The sequence below is a fragment of the Candidatus Cyrtobacter comes genome, assembly GCF_034470605.1.
Classification (GTDB): domain Bacteria; phylum Pseudomonadota; class Alphaproteobacteria; order Rickettsiales; family Midichloriaceae; genus Cyrtobacter; species Cyrtobacter comes.
Genome location: NZ_JARGYT010000015.1, coordinates 1 through 20,261 on the forward strand (window position 1 = coordinate 1; position 20,261 = coordinate 20,261).

Here is a 20,261-nt window from a genome sequence, read left to right on the forward strand (position 1 = left end):
GGAAAAAGATCTATGTTTTGCCAAACACTTAAGCGGTTAGAAAAAGCCTGTAAATCAATTAATTACATAGATGAAAGCGGTTTTGCTATGCCAAGGACGTGTGGTTACTACATGAAGGGGGGGCGCGTTGCTATGGCAGGCATGATTGTGGAGTAAAGGCAGGACAAACGCAATAGGAGCATTGTTTGGCTCTGCAATAATAGCCGGTCGGCTTGTATTAACTTGCCCAGTTAATATAGATACATTCACTTGCTTTAGTGGATAAGATTTTACTCACTAATCTTCCAGAAAAAAGCATCATTGTCATGGATAATTCTTCTTTTCATAAGGATATGCAACAAATCATTCAAGATGCATATATTGCTTTATATGCCTCCTTACTCACCTGATCTTAATCCGATTGAGAAAAAAAATAGGCTTGGGCAAAGCAAATCAACCACTCCACCCATTGCTCTAGCTTTTTAACTCTTATTTTATATGACGTTTTATATTGAGTTAGCTATATGATCTTATTTAATTAAACCTATTAAAATGAAGTGCCGCTACCTCATTTTTACTGCATGTTTGGGCTTATCTAAATGATGATCACGTTTCTGACTGCTGCTTATTGAAAGCTTATCATCCGCAAAAAATATCATATTATTATCAGCTGCTAGCAGTGTTTTTTCAGGATTTTTTGATTTTGAAGCAATTTCTTTCATATCATCTTTCGTTAATTCAAGCTGCTTCTCAGGGTTTATATTTGCAACCATTATGTAAGAATTTCCATCATAATTCATCTTGTGGCAAACAAATATAACAAGATCTGGTTTACCATCTATCTCTATCCTTTCTTTCCATTCACCTAAACCACCTTTATTCACTTTCTCAAGTGATTGAAGTGCAGAATTAACGGATTTTATATATTCCGTTAAATCAGAATGAATCTCTTCTTGATATTGCAGAGCTCCATCATATTTCCATAGTAGTTGCTCTTCCTTTTTAGAATCAAAAACATTTTTTTGTTTTTGTGTAGCGTATTCATCACCACATGTTATATACCATCCACCATCAGAGCCAAAAGCAACCACTGCTATCTTCTCCCTCATTCCTTTTGTAACTTCATTTGGGTCCTTAATCCATTCGTTTTCCTCAATATTTTTCTGCAATCTTAATGCCCAAGGCTCTTCATCATGTGAGCTTACAAAACCTATGGTTCCAACTCTTTGTGTACTATTTATCACTTTTCTGCTATTATCCCCAAAACCGCGACCTCTGTTAAGGTGGGTCATTTGTTGTTTTATGCCCATATCCTTATTAGCAAAGCCATCTTCTTTATTCCAAACATCCAAATAATCATCGCTGGAAGAGCTGATATTGGGGCCAATTTTAGTTTGTACCCAATGCAAACTATTTGTTACATGCGTCACATCATTGTCTGAAAGTTCTCCTATGTATGATGTTACTAACTCTAAGTTACCGAATGTTTCTGCAAATATTATTGCATCCGCATTATGAAACCTTTTCACTGTTGTTTTTATGTAATCATTCAGCTCATCATATACGGCCTTTGGCATCATACCAGCTGCATCTAGCCTTGCGCCACGAAACCCATGAACTGCTATTTGCTTGAATATAAATGGCTTCCAGAATTGCTCTATGATCTCATCCCTAATTTCTGGATCATTATAATTAAAGGAGGCAACATCATCCCATGGGTAATCTTTTGTTGCAAAACCATCTTCACTAATTCCACGTATCTTGAATTCATTTGTAGTTTTATGTCTATCAAACCAATTTGGTTTTTCTTCACATAATTTTGAATCAATTGCTACATGCTTTAAAACTAGATCGAATATTGGTGTGATCCCAAGCTCAACAGCTCTTGCTGTATATTCTTTAAGTAGTGCGGTATGTGTTTTTTCAGTACCATCTGTGAAATCACTATTTAAAAAATCTTCACTTTTATTCATGTCTAAACTGGCATTCATTGCATACAGGCTTCCCTTTTTATTAGTTGGTAGTGCATTTTTTGCTAATTCACCTTTTGTATAATTTTTCTTATATTGTTCACCTGTTTTATATAAAGGATTAGTCCAGACAGTATCAAAGCCAAGCTTGCTAACTTCTTCTAGTTGAAGTGTCATAGCCTCTATGTTTTGATAGCTACGTGGAAATTGATTATATAGACGCATAAACTCAACTAAAAAGTGTTAAGTTTAGTCTATAAATATAAAATTAGTCTATAGGTTAATCTGTTATCAATATAATAACTTTGATTTCATTGACTTAATTAGTTCACTTATAGCATCGGTATTTGTTTAGTTTTTTTAAAATACCTTTCTAATGCCTTTAAGGCAAACATAGAGGCCTCTATTTTGCTGCCATGATGATACTTAAAAATTATTTTACCTTCAGGCTTTAATTTAAAGTTGAGATTTTGATCTATAAAATTAATAAGATGCCTCACACTGAACGAGTTATGCAAACATAGTATTATTGCACTATCTCCAGCATCTAATCTTTCTATCCCTACCTCTTTTGCTAACTGCTTTATCTCTATTACGGAAAATAAAGCATAGATTTCATCTGGTATTACACCAAATCTATCATTCAAACTTTCAAGCAATAAAGTTGCTTGCTCACTATTTTTTACGGATGCTATTTCTCTATATACAGATAATCTAAGTTCTGTATCTTCTATATAGAATTCAGGTATATGTATCTGAACCCCAATATTTATTGCAGGGCTCCAATCCTCTTTATTAACATCTTTATTATCCTCATTATCCATTTTTAGCGATTCTATAGCCTCTTGTAACATTTCTTGATAAAGCTCTGTTCCTATTTCATTAATATTTCCAGATTGTTCTGCGCCCAAAAGATTACCATAACCTCTATGTGATAAATCATCCATTGCTATGCCAAGGCCATCTCCAATTCCACTAAATCTTTTTAATGAAAACATTCTTTCTTTAGCTTCCTTACTAATTTTATTAATGTTTGGTACAATAAAATATGCATAAGCAGAAAAAGCGCCTCTACCAACCCTTCCTCTAAGTTGATGAAGCTGTGTAAGGCCAAACATATGTGCATTATCTACTATGATTGTATTAGCAAGTGGTATATCAAGACCGGATTCAACTATATTAGTACTTAATAAAATATCGAATGCTCCGTCATAGAATTGATTCATAATTCCATCTAATTCACTTGCAGACATAGCACCATGAGCAACTTTTACTCGAAGTTCTGGTAATAACTTTGATAGTCGATCATAAATGGAGGATATATGCGAGGTTCTAGGTATAACATAAAATACCTTTCCACCTCTAGATTTTTCCATCAAAATTACATCTTTGATTGCAAATGAATCAGTAGATACAATAAACGTATTTACTGGTTTTCTGCTAAGTGGTGGGGTGCTTATAGCACTCATAGATCTTATACCAAGCAGCCCCATCTGGAGTGTTCTTGGTATTGGTGTTGCAGAAAGTGTTAATATATGAGCATTTTTAGTTAAATTTCTTATTTTCTCTTTTTGTATAACACCAAAGCGTTGCTCTTCATCAACTATAACAAGTCCAAGATTTTTAAAATTGATATCAGAGGCGAGCAGGGCATGTGTGCCAACAACTATGTCAATTTTGCCTTCTTTGAGCATATCTTTGATTTTTTTCTTTTCTTGTACAGTAGTAAATTTTGAGAGCTGGCCTATTTTTACAGGAAAATTCGCAAACCTTTCATTCAGTGTTTTATAATGCTGCCTTGAAAGAAGCGTTGTTGGCGTGATAAGAGCGATTTGAGTTGCATTATATCCTAGAGCTGCGGCACATATTGCTCTTAGCGCAACTTCAGTTTTTCCGAATCCAACGTCTGCACATATTAGCCTATCCATAGGTTCATATTGCCTTATATCCTCAAGAACTTCATCTATAGCGCTTGCTTGGTCTTCTGTTTCTAGAAATGGGAAATATGAACAAAATTCCGAGTATGTTTCAGATGAAATTTCTAGTACATTAGCCTTACTACGCTTTCTAAATGCAGCAGATTCAAGTAGTTGCTGCGCAGCTATTTGAATCTTTTTTCTAACTTTATTCTTTTTCTCTTGCCACTGGGTGCCTCCTAATTTATCAAGCTTTATTTCTATTTCATGTTCAGAGCTATAGCTGGATACCAGTTCTAAATTCTCAACAGGAACATATAACCTATCATCATTTTTATATTCTATTTCTATATAATCCCTCATCACACCATTTAGGTTAAGGATCTTTAATCCTAAATATCTGCCAATACCATACTGTTTATGTACAACAATCTGCCCCTCTCTAAGAGAGATCATAAACATTCCTTTCTTGGCTTTCTTTATTTTTACATCCTTAAATGAAAAAAGGTTTGTAGAGCAGATGAAGCACTTATCATCATAAACAAAGCTATGCTTATGATTTGTATTGATAATGACGCTAATATTTCTTTTTATACTATTTTCTAATATTTTATTGATTTTTTTGGCCTTTTCTTTTGTATCGCAAGTGATGAATATATCATAACGACTATCTATTTGTTCTAGGTAATCACTAATTTCTACCCCCTCTTTTGGTGGGGCTATATAACTACTAGGAGTATTATAATTAAAATCTTCTATATTTAATGTTTTATCTAAAAAGGAAAGTAGCTCCTCTTGTTGGATATACATAGAGCCTATATCAACCTCCTTGTATGGGTTATCGTGGTATTTTAATGTTTCTTCATATCTTTCAGTAAGGTCAGAGCAATTTGCTTTTATGCGATCTTTAAAGTCACACTCTAATACAAAATGTGTATCTCTCATCTTTGTCAAGATACATTCTAATGGTTCGTAAAAAAATGGTAATAAATGCTCTATTCCAGGAAAATGATCCTGAGATGTAATAGATTTATACACATCTTCTAGCTGAGATTTAAATTTACATAAGTAATTTTTTTTAAAGTTTTCTATAGAATCACTATTCAGTATAACTTCGCTTAATGGAAATATCTCAATTTCAGGTAGCTTTTTTGTTGATAGTTGAGACAATGGGTCTAGAATTTTAATTGATTCCAACTTTTTTTCAGAGAAATTCAATCTAACGGCCCCTCCATGATATATAATATCAAAAACACCACCCCTAATGGCAAAATTACCAGTACTGAATGCTGTAATTGATCTTTCGTATCCGTAACTTATTAATATCTCAGTTAATTTAGTTATTTGTATTTCATCGTTCTGCTTAAGTTTTATATAATTAAGCTTTGATGGTACTTTTTGTTGCAAGGCCCTAAGAGAGGTAATTATTATGATGGGCTTAATGTGCTGCTTGTCTATTTCTGCAAGCACATGCATCCTTTTATGCATTGTGCTAATACTTGGTGAAACACCACTGTAAGCTGGTACATCCCAACTTGGAAAGTAAAAAGAGCTGATATTGGGAAAAATTGTCGGCAAAAACTCTTCAATTTCAAGCGCTAAACTCTCATCCTCAATTATAACTACTATATTATTTGTACTGATAAGCGCTTTCTTAATAGCATTTAAAACTTTTATCACTAGCATTGGGTTACTTACTTTATATAAGCTTTTTATATAATTCTCTCACGAGATTAAAGATTTCATTTTCATTACTAAACTGATAGGTAACTCCCCTTTCCACATGCTTAATTTCTTTAATTTTTTTTATCTCTATAGCAGTTCCTGTTAAGAATGCAAAATCACAATTTCTTAATTGGTCTATTCTTATATCAATTTCTCTACATTTAATACCTAAATATGAAGCTGCTTCAATAACTTTAGACCTAGTTATTCCTGAGAGGATTGTATCTTTTTTTGGCGTAAGTAATTCTTTGTCTGAGATTGCAAAAAAATTTGATGTTGTTGCTTCTGTTATATTATCATTCTCATCAAGGATAATCGAATCATCAAATCCATCAATCTGTGCTTCTCTTTTTATTAAAGAATACATCATATAAAGACCCGCAGCTTTAGATGAATAAGGAAGACAATTCAAAGGGGCTCTTTTCCATCTAGAAACTGAAAGCTTTAGTGAATCATCATTTATATCTGATTTCTCTAGAATCTTACACGTCATTATAGCCGTATGTAATGTTGAATCTTGACCCATAATCTTCATATCCTCATCTCCAAGCCATATAATTGGCCTTATATAGCCATCTTTGAAACCTTCTAGGTCTATAAGTTTTATTGCCGCTTCACATATTTCTTCTTTGTTATACTTCATATTATAGCGCATTACTTCGGCAGAAATAAATAATCTATCTATATGCTCCTTTAGCAAAAAAGGTTTTGAATTATATATTCTTACGCCTTCAAAAATAGCTCCACCATAATGTAATGAGTGAGTTGCTATACTAACCTTAGCATCTTGAAGATCCATAAATGATCCATTCCACCACACATTTTTGCCGTATTCACTTGCCATAATAGTAAAAAATAAGCACAAAGGACTTGCTTTATATACCTACAAAGGTATTTTTCAAAACACGTTTTATACAATAATCAAGATGAAGATAAGCCTTTCATTAATAAAAAATTATATAGAGTACGAATATAGTGTGGAGCATGTGATAAATATGTTGAATAATATAGGTATGGAGGTTGAGGATGTTGTATATCAAAAAGATTTTTATAAAGAGATACAAGTAGCGCTTATTAAGGAGGCGGAAAAACATCCTAATGCAGATAAGCTAAGGGTATGTAAGGTATTTGATGGGAAAAATGAATATCAAATAGTTTGCGGTGCACCAAATGCAAGAGCAGGCATAAAGGTTGCTTTTGCATACATAGGTGCTAAAATTCCTAAAAATGGTTTTATAATAAAAGAGAGTGAGATAAGGGGGGTAAAAAGTCTTGGTATGCTATGTTCACAAGATGAACTCTCTTTAGGTGTTGATTATGATGGAATACTAGAATTACCACAGGATGCTGTGCTTGGCGCACCAGTAGCTGAATATCTAAACCTTAATGAAGTTATTTTTGATATTGCAATTACTCCAAATAGGGGGGATGCAGCCAGTGCCGTTGGGATAGCAAGAGATTTGGCTGCTGCGGGGCTTGGGAAAAATCTATCACCAAAAGTTAATGAAAGTTTTGATATATCGCCAAATTTTGATGCGGTAGTTGAAGATAGGGAAGGGTGTTTTGGAATGGAGTTTATAAAGATTCAAAATGTATCTTGTAATGAATATGCTGAGATATCATCTATTATACAGCTACTTGGTATTCAAAGTAGAGGTACACTTGTAGATATTTCAAATTTTACCATGCTAAGTTATGGCAGACCAAATCATATTTATGATGCAGATAAGGTAAGTGGTAAAATTACTGTGAGAAAATCTCAAGATAAGGAGATTTTTGAAGATCTTACAGGTAAAAAGCATGAATTAAGTTCTGGAATTACAGTTATTAGTGATGAAGAGAAGATATTATCTGTGGCTGGGCTAATTGGCGGTAGAAGCTCAATGGTAGATAGCAGTACAAAAAATATAATTATCGAGCTTGGTCTCTTTTCCCAAAAACAAATAGGTAAAGCAGAAAAAGCGCTTGGGATTAGTACGGATGCAAGTTTCAGGTTTGTAAGGGGGATAGATTATGGAAATACAAAGCTGGTTAAAGAGTTTTTAGTAAATTTGATAAAAGAAAAATGTGCAGGTGTTCCTACATCATATTTCTCATACTCTATTGATTTTAAAGATAAATTGATTCCACTTAGGTATGAATCTTTGTTAAAAATAGCTGGTCATGATATTCCAAATTATAAGGAGATACTTAAAAATCTAGGATTTTCATGCGCTGATGGTTTATTATTTAAAGTACCATCATATAGATATTGGGATATTAACATAGAAGAGGACCTGATAGAGGAGGTTTTAAGAATCTATGGTTTTGGTAATATTGAAGAAAAGCCACTTGAAAATATTACCCCTGTATTAAAAAATAATTTAGATGATTATTTAAGAAAAACTGCCTCTAAAATTGGCCTTAATGAGGTAGTTAGTTGGTCTTTCTGTGATAAACTTTATGCAACGTGTTTTGCAAATGAAGATTCATTAATAGAACTAGAAAATCCAATTACACAAGAGTTCTCATTTATGAGGCCTAGCATTATACCAACGATCTTAAAGACGGTTTGTTATAATATCTCGCATTCCATAAGCAGTTGCGCTATGTTTGAAATTGGTAAGGTTTACCATAAATCATCCTCAGATCTTATAGAAAAGAGGGTTTTAGCTACGGTAAGAACAAATCTAGCTGAAAATAAGAATATATTTTGCAATGAGCGTAAATTAGATTTCTTTGATGCTAAATCAGATTTATCTTCATTTTTAGAAGAGTTTGGTATAGCAGAATCCGAGCTATCTTTCTTTAGAGATCATTTACCTGGGTATTATCATCCAACAAGATCTGCAAGTGTATTTTTCAATGGTAGATTAATAGCTTATTGTGGTGAATTACATCCAAAATTAATCTCAGATCTAAAGATAGGTACTAAGCCAATAGTTGCCGTAGAAATATTTTTAGATGAGCTTAAAGTCCATAAAAATGATCCTGCAAGATATAACTTTACTATGCTTGAGTATCAACCTGTATATAGAGACTTTTGTTTTATAATAGATGAGGGGGTTTCTTTTGAAACAATTAGATCTTCAATCTTAAATTCCGCAAGAGGGCATATAGAGTCGATAAGGCTTGTCGATATATTTAAAAATTCTGATATACCTCAGGGTAAACATTCCGTAACGATCAACCTTATGCTGAGGAATAAAAATCATACATTCGATGAAGCGCAACTTACTGCGTTATCAAATAATATAATTGAAAAGATGGAAAAGGAGTGTGGCGCAATCTTGAAGAGAGATATGCTAATTGCATAGGCTGCAATGCAATATTGATTGTATTCATCAAAAGCTCTTTTTATTTTTTATCAATACACAGATAAAGCTGCTATGGAGCAGCTTTATCCTTTAATAACAGAATATTAATGATGCCAACCATCATATGCAGGTGGAGCTTCATCATATGCTGGTGGAGCTGATGGTTCTGCGCCATATAGGTTTTCATCATAAGAATGCGGAGCTGACGGTTTAGTGCCATACATGCTTTCATCATAAGAAGGCGGGGCTGATGGTTTAGCACCATATATACTTTCATAAGAGGGAGGTGCGCCAAATTTATCGACAAATTTTTGGAAATCCACTCCATTTAAATTAATAGCAGCATTTAAAGCCTCTTTTTGTTCGCTAGAAGTACCGTGTCTAAACTTAGCTTCTCCAATTAATGAATCACATCTTGCTTTAAGCAATCTACAATACCCTTCATCACCATTAAGAATCTCATTCAATATGAGATTCTGAGCATTAGATGAAAGAGGTGCTAAAATTTTGGAAAAATTGGTTAAAGTATATTTGAAATTATTAAATTGCTCATCGCTCATTTTAGAAAGATGTTTTGATATATCATCTTTAGAAGATTGGGATAATTGCCTATATACTTTGTGTTCTTTAAGAATTTCCTGCCTATATTGTTGTTTATTATTAGTATTAGGTTTTTCACATTCTACTGGTGTAGCAGCATATGAAGAGGGCTGCAAAAACATATCTACGAGGAGTGATAGGAGACTTTTTTGAGGAGCAAGATGATGAGCAAGAGTATAGTCCTCCTTAAATCTCTCAAAATCTGCTGCATTCAAGTTAATGGCAGCTTTTAAAGCATCTTCTTTTGTGCTAGAACTACAATTTTTAAATTTACTGTGCCCGATTAATGAATTACACCTCTCTCTAAATACATTGCAATATCCTTCATCACCCTTAAGAAGAGTATCCACTATAAGGTCACGTGAACCAAATGGAAAAGATAATAAAATTTTAGAGAAGTTAGTTAATTTATCATGAAAACTCCTAAATTCTGCATCACTCATTTCAGGAAGCCATTTTGATATAGCATTTTTGGAAGATAGGGATAATTGCCTATATACTTCATATTCCCCAAGGATTTTTTTTCGCCCCTCGATCCTTCCATTAGTAAAGTTTCTCATATTAGTTATATCTAAAAGAGTTGAACGATTATAGGTTGTAGCATAAGACCAAGTAATTTTAAAATAAAAATATGTGGTTAACTTATTGCTATTACGAGTGATTTTATTTTAAAATTGAATAAACGCTGATAAGTTTTATGGCAGAAGATGGTGGTAATTTTTCACTTAATAACAAATAAATCATTGAATGATTGGTTCATTCATCCTGATTGATATATGGAAAATCAATTTTTATTATTTCGACTACCTCTTTAAGAGATAATCTATATTTTAGTATAAGTAATACAGTATCATCACCTGCTATACTACCTAAGATAGGAAAATGGTTTATTACAGAAGGGTAGTGAATGTATTTCTCATCGAAAAATACCGCAAGTGCACTTGCATTGCCTGGATGTGTGTGAAGTACCACCAAGCCAGAATCTTCCGATACTTTTATATTAAGTATGGTTGGAACATGCTTTGTGCCTATAACCTGATATCTTCCCGAAATTTTGATTATATTAAGCTTTTTAATATACCTAGATAATGTTGCTTGTGGAATATCTAAACCTTCTTCTAAAAGTAACTTCTGTAACTGGGCTTGTTCTTTTATTTCAAATTGCTGAACAATATTTCTTATATGTACATCTATGCTATTTTTGCTCTTTTTCATCGCTACTGAATTTATATTCATTTTTATGAAAATATAGCCAAAATTTTCTTTACATGCAAACGAATTTACAATATATTGCCACAATATCTTTTACGTATTCATTTTAAATTAAAATTTTTTATATATTGATATAATTGTGAAGTTCTTTTTAGAGGATGCGGTTTTTATATTAAAAGGGATTGGTATAACCATTCAATTACTTGTTGGCGGGCTTTTAATTGGGTTTATATTAGGTGGGGTATTTTCAGTTGCGAGATATAATGGTATTGGGAGATTTATTATAAATAGGCTTGTTTCTATAATCAGGGGAACTCCGCTTATATTGCAGCTCTCTCTTATTTATTTTACACTTCCATTATTAACAGGATTAAATATAAGTGTAGTGTGGGCTGGTATATTAACATTTGGAATAAACAGCTCAGCATATATCGCAGAAATCCTAAGAGCTGGAATCGAAAGCATACCAAAGGGGCAATTTGAGGTATCAAAAACATTGAAGATTCCTCCATATTATATGTGGAAAGATATTATATTGCCACAAGTGCTAAAAACCATTCTTCCAGCGTTAATTGGTGAGGTAATTACATTAACAAAAGAAACGGCTCTTGTTGCAACTATTGGCGCAATGGATATTATGCGCTCAGCACAGGTTGTAGCTGCCGCGCACTTTACATATTTCGCACCACTTTGTATAGCAGGGGGGTATTACTATATTTTAGTGCTTACGATTGAGTATATTGGAAAATTATTAGAAAAAAGCCATGCTAAAGATCAATAACATTTGCAAAAGCTATAATGGGCAAAGAATACTTAACAATATAAGTATAGAGGTGCAGAAAAATTTAATTCTTGGTTTTGCTGGTGCATCTGGCAGTGGTAAATCAACCTTATTAAGGTGCATACAAAGATTGGAAGGTGTAGATTCTGGAAGTATATATTGCGATGAAAAAATAGGATTCATGTTTCAGGATTTTCAGCTATTTCCACATATGAGCGTTATGCAGAATCTGCTTTATGCACCGCTTTTGAATAAGATGGATGATGCAAAGAGTAACGCGGAGAGATTTTTAGAAAAGCTTGGGATGCAAAGTAAGGCAAATTCTTATCCTGCACAGCTCTCAGGGGGGCAGAGACAAAGGGTAGCACTGGCGCGCAGCTTAATGATGCATCCTTCATTACTTTTATGTGATGAACCTACATCTGGATTAGATATAGCAACAATTCGCGATGTTACAAATTTATTATTATCAGTAAGGGATATGGGTATTACTATGATAATAGCTTCACATGATTTAGATTTTTTATCACAAGTCTCTGATAGGATTATATTGATTAAAAATGGCAGTATAGCCATTGATATAAATACCAAAGATTTTGAAAAGCATTTTTTACTAAATCATTATTAGTAAATTCTTTAAAATAGACTCTTTAATGAATTATGAAAAATATCGCTTAACATGCGCATCTTAGCTAAAAAATAAACTAGGCCTCTGTCTAAGTTATATGAGAGGTCTAACATAGAGAGAAAAGTTTATGTGATATATTTTTCTTTTGAGACCTATTTTCCCATCATGTCCGCCGATATAAGAGATAGAAGATAGATCTTAACTATAGCCATACACATAAAACGGGTAAGAAAAATATTTATGTGCATGGCTTGGCAACAAACATCTCTTTAATTGTTAGAAGCTTGTTCGGTTTTTAAAAATTAATGCGCATTAACTTTTGGAAGGTGAACCATCCATTTTTTCGTCATAGAAAATATTAGCACCCATAACAAGTACATCAGCATTACCCAATTCAACTATTTTAATAATAGAGAAAATATACATAAAAATTAAATATATATAAAGAAGTCTGAATTGAGCATATGTAAAAGTCTAAATCAAGGGATTATTTCTAATAAATATATCTGGCATTATATTTGCCATTGAAAAAAAACGTATATTTCAAACCGCAATAAACCGATAAATTCTATTAAAAAGCTTATTCTTTTTATATCTAGTCTTTAATTCTATAAGCATTTTTTGAAAAGAGCCAAATAATCAACAGGAGTATTTTATATAAAAAATACTATTTCATTAAAATTTACAAAGAATTCACAAAGCAGTTTTCATTAATAAAATGACTAAATTTACTAAGTGATTATACAAAATATTATAATTTTTTAAAATATATGTATTAGCAAGGATTATTGAAAATACATATATCTAATTTACGATAAATTAAGAAGTTTTAAAGTAGCTCATAATCTTTAATTTATTTTCCATAATATATCTTATGATATTATTTTACAATGAATCGCGTCTCCATTTACAATTTCTATCCAATGCTTTGCGTATCTTCTCCTGTGTCTGCAATGGATCTAAATCTGCCAAAAAGCAAACTGTTAAAAAATCTTCATCACAGTCAAGGAGCCATTTTCTGGATTTAGCTCTATGTATCCTTAGACTTTTCTTCCTAGAATTACTAGAAGCATCTATTAATGCCTGGGTTATAACGGCCCTCCACATTGCCCTCATACAATTTTTATTATTAGTATTGGCCTGAAACTCATTATTTAAGCTTTTTTTGAGATTATGGAAAATAAAATCTTTAATCATAGGATTTTCGCTTCTTTAAGAGATAAATAATTTATATTATAAAGCGCATAATATGAATTATTTTATATTATGGAAGTAACTTCCTTTGATAATTTTCTTATTTCTTTTAATTTTTTAAAACATACTATTTCTTAATATATTCATGTTATTGCTACCTATATTCTTTTTACTTATTTCTATGATATTTACTGGTTACTAGCGTGCTAATTTAAGTCTCTATATATTATAGAACAAACTAATCCCTTAATGGTTGTTGCTTAATAGTAGCTAATTTATGGATTAGATTAGATTTAAAGAGTCAATTCTTTTTAATATAAATCACATGACTGGATGATTGAAAATCTTAGAACAATTTTTTTATAAAAACACCGCAATATACTACTCTAAATTAGTATAAATATTTTCTTATATCTTGAAAAAGATCACGCTATCAAATTTTATAAATCATATCCATTTAAATGGTAATGGCTTATTTAACGGAGCTTATAGTCAGCCCTAATACTTTAGACGCACCATTTTTTAAAAGAATTTTTGCACATTCTGTTAGCGTACTTCCAGTTGTTACAACATCATCTATCAGTAGTATCTTTTTTCCAATAACGTTTTTTTTATTTATCATAGTAAATGCATTTTTTAGATTTACCATCCTCTCTTTTTTGCTTAAATTTACTTGCTTTTTAGTTTTTTTAATCTTTACTAATGAATTAAAATCCATTTGTTTATTAGCTAATATAGATAATTTTTTTGCTATAATACCTATATGATTATACTTTCTTTGATAGAAATCTGACCAATGCATTGGAATAGGTATTATAAGATCTATCTCTTCAGCAAAATCTTGATATGCAAGATATAAAAATTTGGATAATAGTGTAACGTTCTCAACCTTATCATTATATTTAAGATCTGATATTAAACATGAAGTAATAGAGCAATAATTAGCAAAGGATTTTATAATAATGTCCTGATCCTCATTAACTATCTCTAGCATTATAGTTAATTTATTCCAGCAACTATAACATAAGGAATGATAAGAGCCCACCCATTCCAAGCACGATAAACACTTGGGCGGATAAAAAAAATCACAAAACCAGCTGGACTTTATATTCCGCACACTGTTTTAATAAACACATATTTACAATTTTAATGTAATAATCTTGTATTATAAGAATTCACAAGAAGCAATATATGGCCTATCCACATCCCTTATAAAAGAGACTATGATTAGGTCTAACTGCAAGACTCAAAATATACTTATTCATGGAAAATCAACATATATAGATGCTCTTAATATATATGGAAGGATAACGGATTTTAAGGAGCTAGATCAAATTAAGTCTGATATGCAATTTGATACTGTTATTTCTGATTTTGAATTGCTCTTCTCTGAAGATACTAATTCAGAATTAATGAAATATAAAATGCTTCTTAAAGAGCGATCTTTACTTATAATAAATTCATTGAGCGCAAATTTACATGAATTAACAAATGCCTTCATCATAGCTCAACAAAATATAGAAAAATGTGCGTATAATATTTTTGTACAAATGCCAAGCTGTAGCAGCTTAGTATATGCCGCTACTTCATTAGGGTTCAGTGAAATAGTATCTTATACCGAACATATACAAATTGATTATAGCTCTTTTAAAAAAATGCTTATGGATATAGAATGGTTGCTTAAGAAGCCATTAAAGGAAGATTTAATAAAAGAAGCGGAAAAATCTTATAAAGGCTCGTGTTCAATTTTGTTCGAGGTATCAATTTTATCAAGCACAGGGCATAGATGTTAAGCTCTAAAAATGCCTTTATTATTATGTAATAAATTGCAATATTTCCCACTATGTATTGTTTTCTGAAGGAATCATGGTTATAGTTTTACCTTCTAGGTTGCAAGCTATTATGGCTCGATGCTATCTTGTATATATTTATATAGTTTGGTATTTAGAGAATTCCTGCTATCGTGATTAGCCTGCATGCATACATATGTTGCGGTATTATTTGATTTTTCATATGAATCTTTTTATTACTAGCTCCTTTGTATTGCCACGCGGTTTAATTTTCTTTGCACATAGCGCCTGAATCTAGATTTGTTTTATATTGGTATATTTTATGGGAGAAGAAAAAGCTTTGGAAAAAAAAACCTTTAAATTCAGACTTTGGCAAAAAGTTATTATAGGGATGTTATTAGGGATTCTTTTTGGCCATTTTGCTGGTAAGGATGCTTCTATTTTGAAACCAATAGGTGATATTTATATTAGCCTGATTAAGATGATAGTTATACCACTTGTATTTTTTGCAGTGCTATACGGTATAACTAGCTTAAGCGATGCAGAAACTTTTGGTAGGCTTGGCCTCAAGGCTGTTTGCATATATTTCTGTACAACTGTTTTTGCAGTTACAACAGGTATGGTATTTGCAAATATTTTTAAGCCAGGAATCGGCGTTGAACTTCCATCGGGATTAACCGGAATTGTTACCCCAGAAACCAAGAGTCTTATAAGCATATTTGTTGGCATGGTTCCCAGCAACCCAATTAAGGCTATGGCTGAGGGCAATACTGTACAAGTTGTTATTTTCGCATTCCTTACCGGTTTTTCACTCATCACTATAGGCGATAAAGGGAAACCACTAAGAGATATTATAGTCTCTGCAACAAACTTAATGTTTAAAATGGTTGGTTTGGTTATAAGCCTTACTCCTTATGGAGTTTTTGCGCTTATGGCACATGTTGTTGGAGAGCATGGGTTTGGAATAATAGGCACACTTGGAAAATTCGCACTTGTTGTATGTGGGGCACTTGCGTTCCATTATTGTGTATATGGTATTGTGGTGTTCTTATCTGGCTTGAATCCGTTTATCTTTTATAAAAAGATGACTAATGCACAAATGTTAGCTTTTGCAACCGCAAGCAGCAAGGCTACACTAGTGACAGCAATGTCTGATTTGAGAAATAAAATGGGCGTTTCAAAACAATCTGCCTCATTTATTTTACCTTTGGGCGCCTCAATGAACATGGATGCTACATCTATATATTTTGGTATTTGCTCTGTATTCTTTGCACAAATGTTTGGGGTGGATCTCTCACTTACCCAATATGTCATCATAATATTTGCATCAACAGTTGGCTCAATAGGAGCAGCAGGTTTCCCAGGAGGTGGAATAATCATGATGGGTATGGTATTATCTTCAGTTGGATTACCACTTGATGGTATTTACCTTATCATAGGTATAGATAGATTTCTTGAGATGCTGCGTACTACAATTAATATAACTGGTGATTGTATGGTTACATTGATTGTTGATAATATGGAGGGCACATTAAATAAGAAAATCTATAATGATGTTGATGTTGCTACATCTGAAAAAGCTACTCTATGATCTTTAGATACAAGGCTATTATAGAGTACGATGGTACAGATTTTCATGGGTGGCAATCGCAAGGTGGCCTCCTTTCAGTTCAAGGTATAATTGAGCAAGCAATATTGTATTTTACTAAGCAACAAAGTGTCTGCCTATATGGTGCAGGAAGGACTGATTCTAAGGTACATGCGCTTGCTCAAGTTGCTCATTTCGATCTTGAACATAAGGTAGATCTCTATAAATTTCAGGGTTCTTTAAATTACTTCTTAAGAAAATATGCTGTTGTTATAATATCTCTTCAAGAAGTTCCCTGCTCTTTTCATGCGCGCTTCAGCGCTGTAAGAAAGACATATGTTTATAAGATAATAAATAGGAATGCAGATCTAGCGATATATAAAAATAAGGCTTGGCTTATACGTGGAGATTTAAATATCTCTATCATGAATGACGCTGCCTACCTATTTAAAGGATTATATGATTTTAAGTATTTTAGGTATTCAAAGTGCCAATCAAAGAGTTCAATAAAAACTATAGAACACGTAACTTTGCAATGTAATAAAACCGAAAATCAAAATGAAATAGAATTGAATTTTACCGCTATTTCATTTCTCCATAAACAAGTAAGAATGATGGTTGGTGCAATCTGTAATGCAGGATTAGGTAGAATAAGGTTAGCAGATATAGAAAATGCACTTACTTTAAGAACACCATTGCCATCACCATTAACCGCACCTGCACATGGACTATACCTAAAATCTGTAGAATATTAGTTTTATGACTAAAAAAAGTAATAAAAAAAGAGGATTCTTCTCAACACGTATTATACTAAAATTATTCATATACATACTGCTTTCAGGTTCTATTTCATTTATTGCCGTCATTATTTGGCTCTCACGAGATTTACCTTCTATAGAGACTATTGAGAGAGATGATTCGCAGCCAATGATTACAATATATGGAAATGATGGTACAGTGCTTGCAAATTATGGAGACGCTTATGGCAATTACTTACCATATAGTAAGTTACCAAAAACTCTAATTCATGCAGTAATCGCCATAGAAGATAAAAGATTTTTTGAGCATTCAGGAATAGACTGGCGCGGCATATTAAGGGCTGCACTATATAATCAGCTTGCTGGTAAGGTAGTACAGGGAGGTAGTACTATAACACAGCAATTATCTAAAATAATATTTCTCTCTCCTGAAAAATCACTTAAGAGAAAATTTCAAGAGGCTATGCTCTCTTTTAGATTAGAAAATATTTTTTCTAAAGAGCAGATATTAACAATGTATTTGAATAGGGTATTTTTAGGAAATGGGGCTTTTGGTGTAGATGCCGCCTCAAGGATTTATTTTAAAAAATGCATACAAGATGCTTCGCTTGAAGAAGTTGCTATTATAGCAGCAATGTTAAAAGCACCATCAAGACTTTCCTCTGAGAATAACGAACCTCAACTCCTAGAAAGGATGAAGCTCGTACTGCTTAATATGAATAAAGAAGGATATATATCTGATAATAAACTAGATAATATATCTATACCCAAAATTTACAGACAAAATCCTAAAAAAGGCTTATTAAAAAATCCTTATTTTACAGATTTTACCATGGAAGAGATGCGGTTATTTGTAAATCCATCTCAAAAATTAAGTATTTATACAACATTAGTACCATTTTTACAGGAAAGGCTGGAAATGTCTGTTGCAAGCGTAATGTCTAAGTTTGGTAAGCAAAAAAATACTAAACAAGCAGCTGCGGTATTGATGAGTAATGATGCAAAAATTATGGCCCTTATAGGCGGTACATCATATGCAGAAAGTCAATTTAATAGGGCTATAAAAGCAAAGAGGCAACCTGGTTCTGCATTTAAGCTATTTGTCTATCTTGCAGCATTAGAAAATGGTTTTAATACCTATGATGTAGTAGACGACTTTCCAATTACTATTGGTAATTGGACCCCTCAAAATATCTCTAAAACGAGTGTTGGGTATATGTCATTTGAAGAGGCGTTTATCAAATCTAATAATATAGCAACTGTTAAAATTGCAGAAAAAATCGGGTTAGATAAAGTATCAGAAGCAGCCGACCGCCTAGGAATTCATGGGGTTCCAAAAAATATACCAAGTATATCACTAGGATCACATGAAGTAACACTTATAGATATGACGGCAGCATATGCTGTCATTGCAAATGATGGTTTATATAATACTCCTACAGGCATCTCTAGAATCACTACAGGTAATTCCGAATTATATCGAATGACCAAAGAGCAGAAACGTGTCATTTCACCAAAAATAGTATCAATTATGGATGGTATGATGAGGAATACAGTATTGTATGGTACAGGGAAGCGAGCTAATCTTGAGGGCCAAAATTTTAAGGGAAAAACTGGTACAAGCCAGGATTACAGGGACGCCCTTTTTATAGGATATAATAATACAATGACCTTAGGGATCTGGGTTGGTAATGATGATAACCAGCCTATGAATGGCGTGACAGGAGCTACAATTCCAGCGCTTATATTCAAGGAATTTTTTTCTAACTTATATTTACCTAACTAATTTAATTATATAATGATTTATTTTGCTACACTTAACTCATTTCGCTGTATCACAAAATAGTCATAAATGGGTGCTAATTTTAAAAATACTTTAGCCTATCATTTGGTTAAGTTTAGCAAAATTATATGTAATGCTATAGCTTAGGCAAAAGAGGTTTATATTATCAAATAAGATGATAATATCATTGGTTAGTTATAATATTTTCGAATGGGAAGAGCGTATTCTCTTAGAGAAGAGGTAATTGAAAGTTTAAAAGCCTGTAAAGAAGATATATGTAGATTATATAAAATAAGCAGAGCAACCATATATAGCTAAGATAGTATAAAATGGCATACTATATAGTAGATGTGAACAAATGTGAGGTAAAATGACATTACAATTTCGAAAGAAAGTAATGAAATTACATGCAGAAGATATGAAGATCTAAGTTTCTACATATCTATTAGAACCTAAAGTAGATGGAAGAAGGCGATAGAGCCTCAGAAAACTAGGAATAAACCGTGGAAAAGCTCAGTAAAGAAGCGCATTAATACGAGATATATTGGATCATCCAGATAGCCATGCTAAAAGATTAGGAATAATTGAGTCATGTATTAAGTATGCAATAAAGCGTCTAGGTAGTGTCGACATTTAAGATTTTTATGTGCTGCTATTTTAGCAACTCATTATGAGGCTAAAATGTTATATGACTTGAGGGATGATCAATGGGAAATTATTAAAGATATTTTACCTGGGAAAAGTGGAGATAGAGGACGTAGAGGATACGATAACCGTGGATTTATAAGAGCAGTGATGTGTGTTGCCAGAACTGGTGGGCCATGGAGAGCGCTTCCTGTGGAATATGGCAAATGGCCTACAGTTCATAAAAGATTTATTAGATGGGCTAAAGCTGGAATATGGCAAATGATACCTTAGCCGTGGATAGTGATAATGAATGGTTAATGATAGATTCTACGATCATTAGAGCGCATCAGCATTCGGCTGATGCTTTAAAAAATACCGAAACTGGTATGCAAGGGCTAGGAAGATCCAAAGGAG

15 protein-coding genes and 2 pseudogenes are annotated in these 20,261 nt (G+C 32.6%); 9 read left to right on the forward strand and 8 right to left on the reverse strand.

The annotated features are described in order from the left end of the window. Window positions 1–269 precede the first annotated feature (269 nt). Window positions 270–465 (forward strand): annotated as a pseudogene (locus tag Cyrtocomes_RS01765) (transposase); the annotation flags it as partial. 77 nt (window positions 466–542) lie between these two features. Here the strand turns inward: Cyrtocomes_RS01765 and Cyrtocomes_RS01770 are convergent. From Cyrtocomes_RS01770 to Cyrtocomes_RS01780, 3 genes are all read right to left on the reverse strand, one after another. Continuing rightward, window positions 543–2,126, reverse strand: a complete 1,584-nt coding sequence (locus Cyrtocomes_RS01770) for an alpha-amylase family protein (RefSeq protein WP_322497496.1) — start codon at window positions 2,124–2,126, stop codon at window positions 543–545. 155 nt (window positions 2,127–2,281) lie between these two features. Next, a complete protein-coding gene (gene mfd, locus Cyrtocomes_RS01775) occupies window positions 2,282–5,545 on the reverse strand; it encodes a transcription-repair coupling factor (protein WP_322497497.1) in 3,264 nt (1,087 codons plus the stop codon). Window positions 5,546–5,564: 19 nt separating this feature from the next. Beyond that, window positions 5,565–6,434, reverse strand: coding sequence for an aminotransferase class IV (locus tag Cyrtocomes_RS01780; RefSeq protein ID WP_322497498.1), 870 nt, complete (start codon window positions 6,432–6,434; stop codon window positions 5,565–5,567). An 82-nt stretch (window positions 6,435–6,516) separates the two neighbouring features. Here Cyrtocomes_RS01780 and pheT point away from each other — a divergent pair, with 82 nt between their 5' ends. After that, a complete protein-coding gene (gene pheT / locus Cyrtocomes_RS01785; protein ID WP_322497499.1) occupies window positions 6,517–8,886 on the forward strand; it encodes a phenylalanine--tRNA ligase subunit beta in 2,370 nt (789 codons plus the stop codon). Window positions 8,887–8,990: 104 nt separating this feature from the next. Here the strand turns inward: pheT and Cyrtocomes_RS01790 are convergent, their stop codons facing one another. After that, window positions 8,991–10,046: a hypothetical protein gene (locus Cyrtocomes_RS01790; protein ID WP_322497500.1), complete on the reverse strand. Its 1,056-nt coding sequence runs from the start codon at window positions 10,044–10,046 to the stop codon at window positions 8,991–8,993. A gap of 196 nt (window positions 10,047–10,242) precedes the next feature. Further along, window positions 10,243–10,701: an arginine repressor gene (locus Cyrtocomes_RS01795; protein WP_322497501.1), complete on the reverse strand. Its 459-nt coding sequence runs from the start codon at window positions 10,699–10,701 to the stop codon at window positions 10,243–10,245. A 136-nt stretch (window positions 10,702–10,837) separates the two neighbouring features. Here Cyrtocomes_RS01795 and Cyrtocomes_RS01800 point away from each other — a divergent pair, with 136 nt between their 5' ends. Together Cyrtocomes_RS01800 and Cyrtocomes_RS01805 are read left to right on the forward strand one after the other, a co-directional pair. Next, complete coding sequence (locus tag Cyrtocomes_RS01800) at window positions 10,838–11,479, forward strand: amino acid ABC transporter permease (protein WP_322497502.1); 642 nt, start codon at window positions 10,838–10,840, stop codon at window positions 11,477–11,479. Continuing rightward, complete coding sequence (locus Cyrtocomes_RS01805) at window positions 11,463–12,107, forward strand: amino acid ABC transporter ATP-binding protein (protein ID WP_322497503.1); 645 nt, start codon at window positions 11,463–11,465, stop codon at window positions 12,105–12,107. The genes Cyrtocomes_RS01800 and Cyrtocomes_RS01805 overlap by 17 nt, the downstream gene beginning before the upstream one ends. Window positions 12,108–12,992: 885 nt before the next feature. Here the strand turns inward: Cyrtocomes_RS01805 and Cyrtocomes_RS01810 are convergent. From Cyrtocomes_RS01810 to Cyrtocomes_RS06110, 3 genes and pseudogenes are all read right to left on the reverse strand, one after another. Next, on the reverse strand, window positions 12,993–13,304 hold the full coding sequence (locus tag Cyrtocomes_RS01810) for a hypothetical protein (protein WP_322497504.1): 312 nt from the start codon (window positions 13,302–13,304) through the stop codon (window positions 12,993–12,995). A gap of 469 nt (window positions 13,305–13,773) precedes the next feature. Further along, window positions 13,774–14,295 carry a ComF family protein gene (locus Cyrtocomes_RS01815; RefSeq protein ID WP_322497505.1) on the reverse strand — a complete coding sequence of 174 codons (522 nt, stop codon included), beginning with the start codon at window positions 14,293–14,295 and terminating at the stop codon, window positions 13,774–13,776. Between the two features lie 12 nt (window positions 14,296–14,307). After that, window positions 14,308–14,418 (reverse strand): annotated as a pseudogene (locus Cyrtocomes_RS06110) (hypothetical protein); the annotation flags it as partial. A gap of 43 nt (window positions 14,419–14,461) precedes the next feature. Here Cyrtocomes_RS06110 and Cyrtocomes_RS01820 point away from each other — a divergent pair. The 5 genes from Cyrtocomes_RS01820 to Cyrtocomes_RS01840 all read left to right on the forward strand — a co-directional run bounded on the left by Cyrtocomes_RS01820 (window position 14,462) and on the right by Cyrtocomes_RS01840 (window position 20,138). Further along, complete coding sequence (locus tag Cyrtocomes_RS01820; protein ID WP_322497506.1) at window positions 14,462–15,094, forward strand: hypothetical protein; 633 nt, start codon at window positions 14,462–14,464, stop codon at window positions 15,092–15,094. 319 nt (window positions 15,095–15,413) lie between these two features. Next, window positions 15,414–16,682, forward strand: coding sequence for a dicarboxylate/amino acid:cation symporter (locus Cyrtocomes_RS01825; RefSeq protein ID WP_322497507.1), 1,269 nt, complete (start codon window positions 15,414–15,416; stop codon window positions 16,680–16,682). Further along, the gene (gene truA / locus Cyrtocomes_RS01830; protein ID WP_322497508.1) at window positions 16,679–17,434 is read left to right on the forward strand and encodes a tRNA pseudouridine(38-40) synthase TruA; all 756 of its coding nucleotides are present in this window, start codon (window positions 16,679–16,681) and stop codon (window positions 17,432–17,434) included. Before Cyrtocomes_RS01825 ends, truA begins: the two co-directional genes overlap by 4 nt. A 4-nt stretch (window positions 17,435–17,438) precedes the next feature. After that, a complete protein-coding gene (locus Cyrtocomes_RS01835) occupies window positions 17,439–19,223 on the forward strand; it encodes a transglycosylase domain-containing protein (RefSeq protein ID WP_322497509.1) in 1,785 nt (594 codons plus the stop codon). Between the two features lie 678 nt (window positions 19,224–19,901). Beyond that, window positions 19,902–20,138, forward strand: a complete 237-nt coding sequence (locus Cyrtocomes_RS01840) for a transposase (RefSeq protein WP_322497510.1) — start codon at window positions 19,902–19,904, stop codon at window positions 20,136–20,138. Window positions 20,139–20,261: the final 123 nt, after the last annotated feature.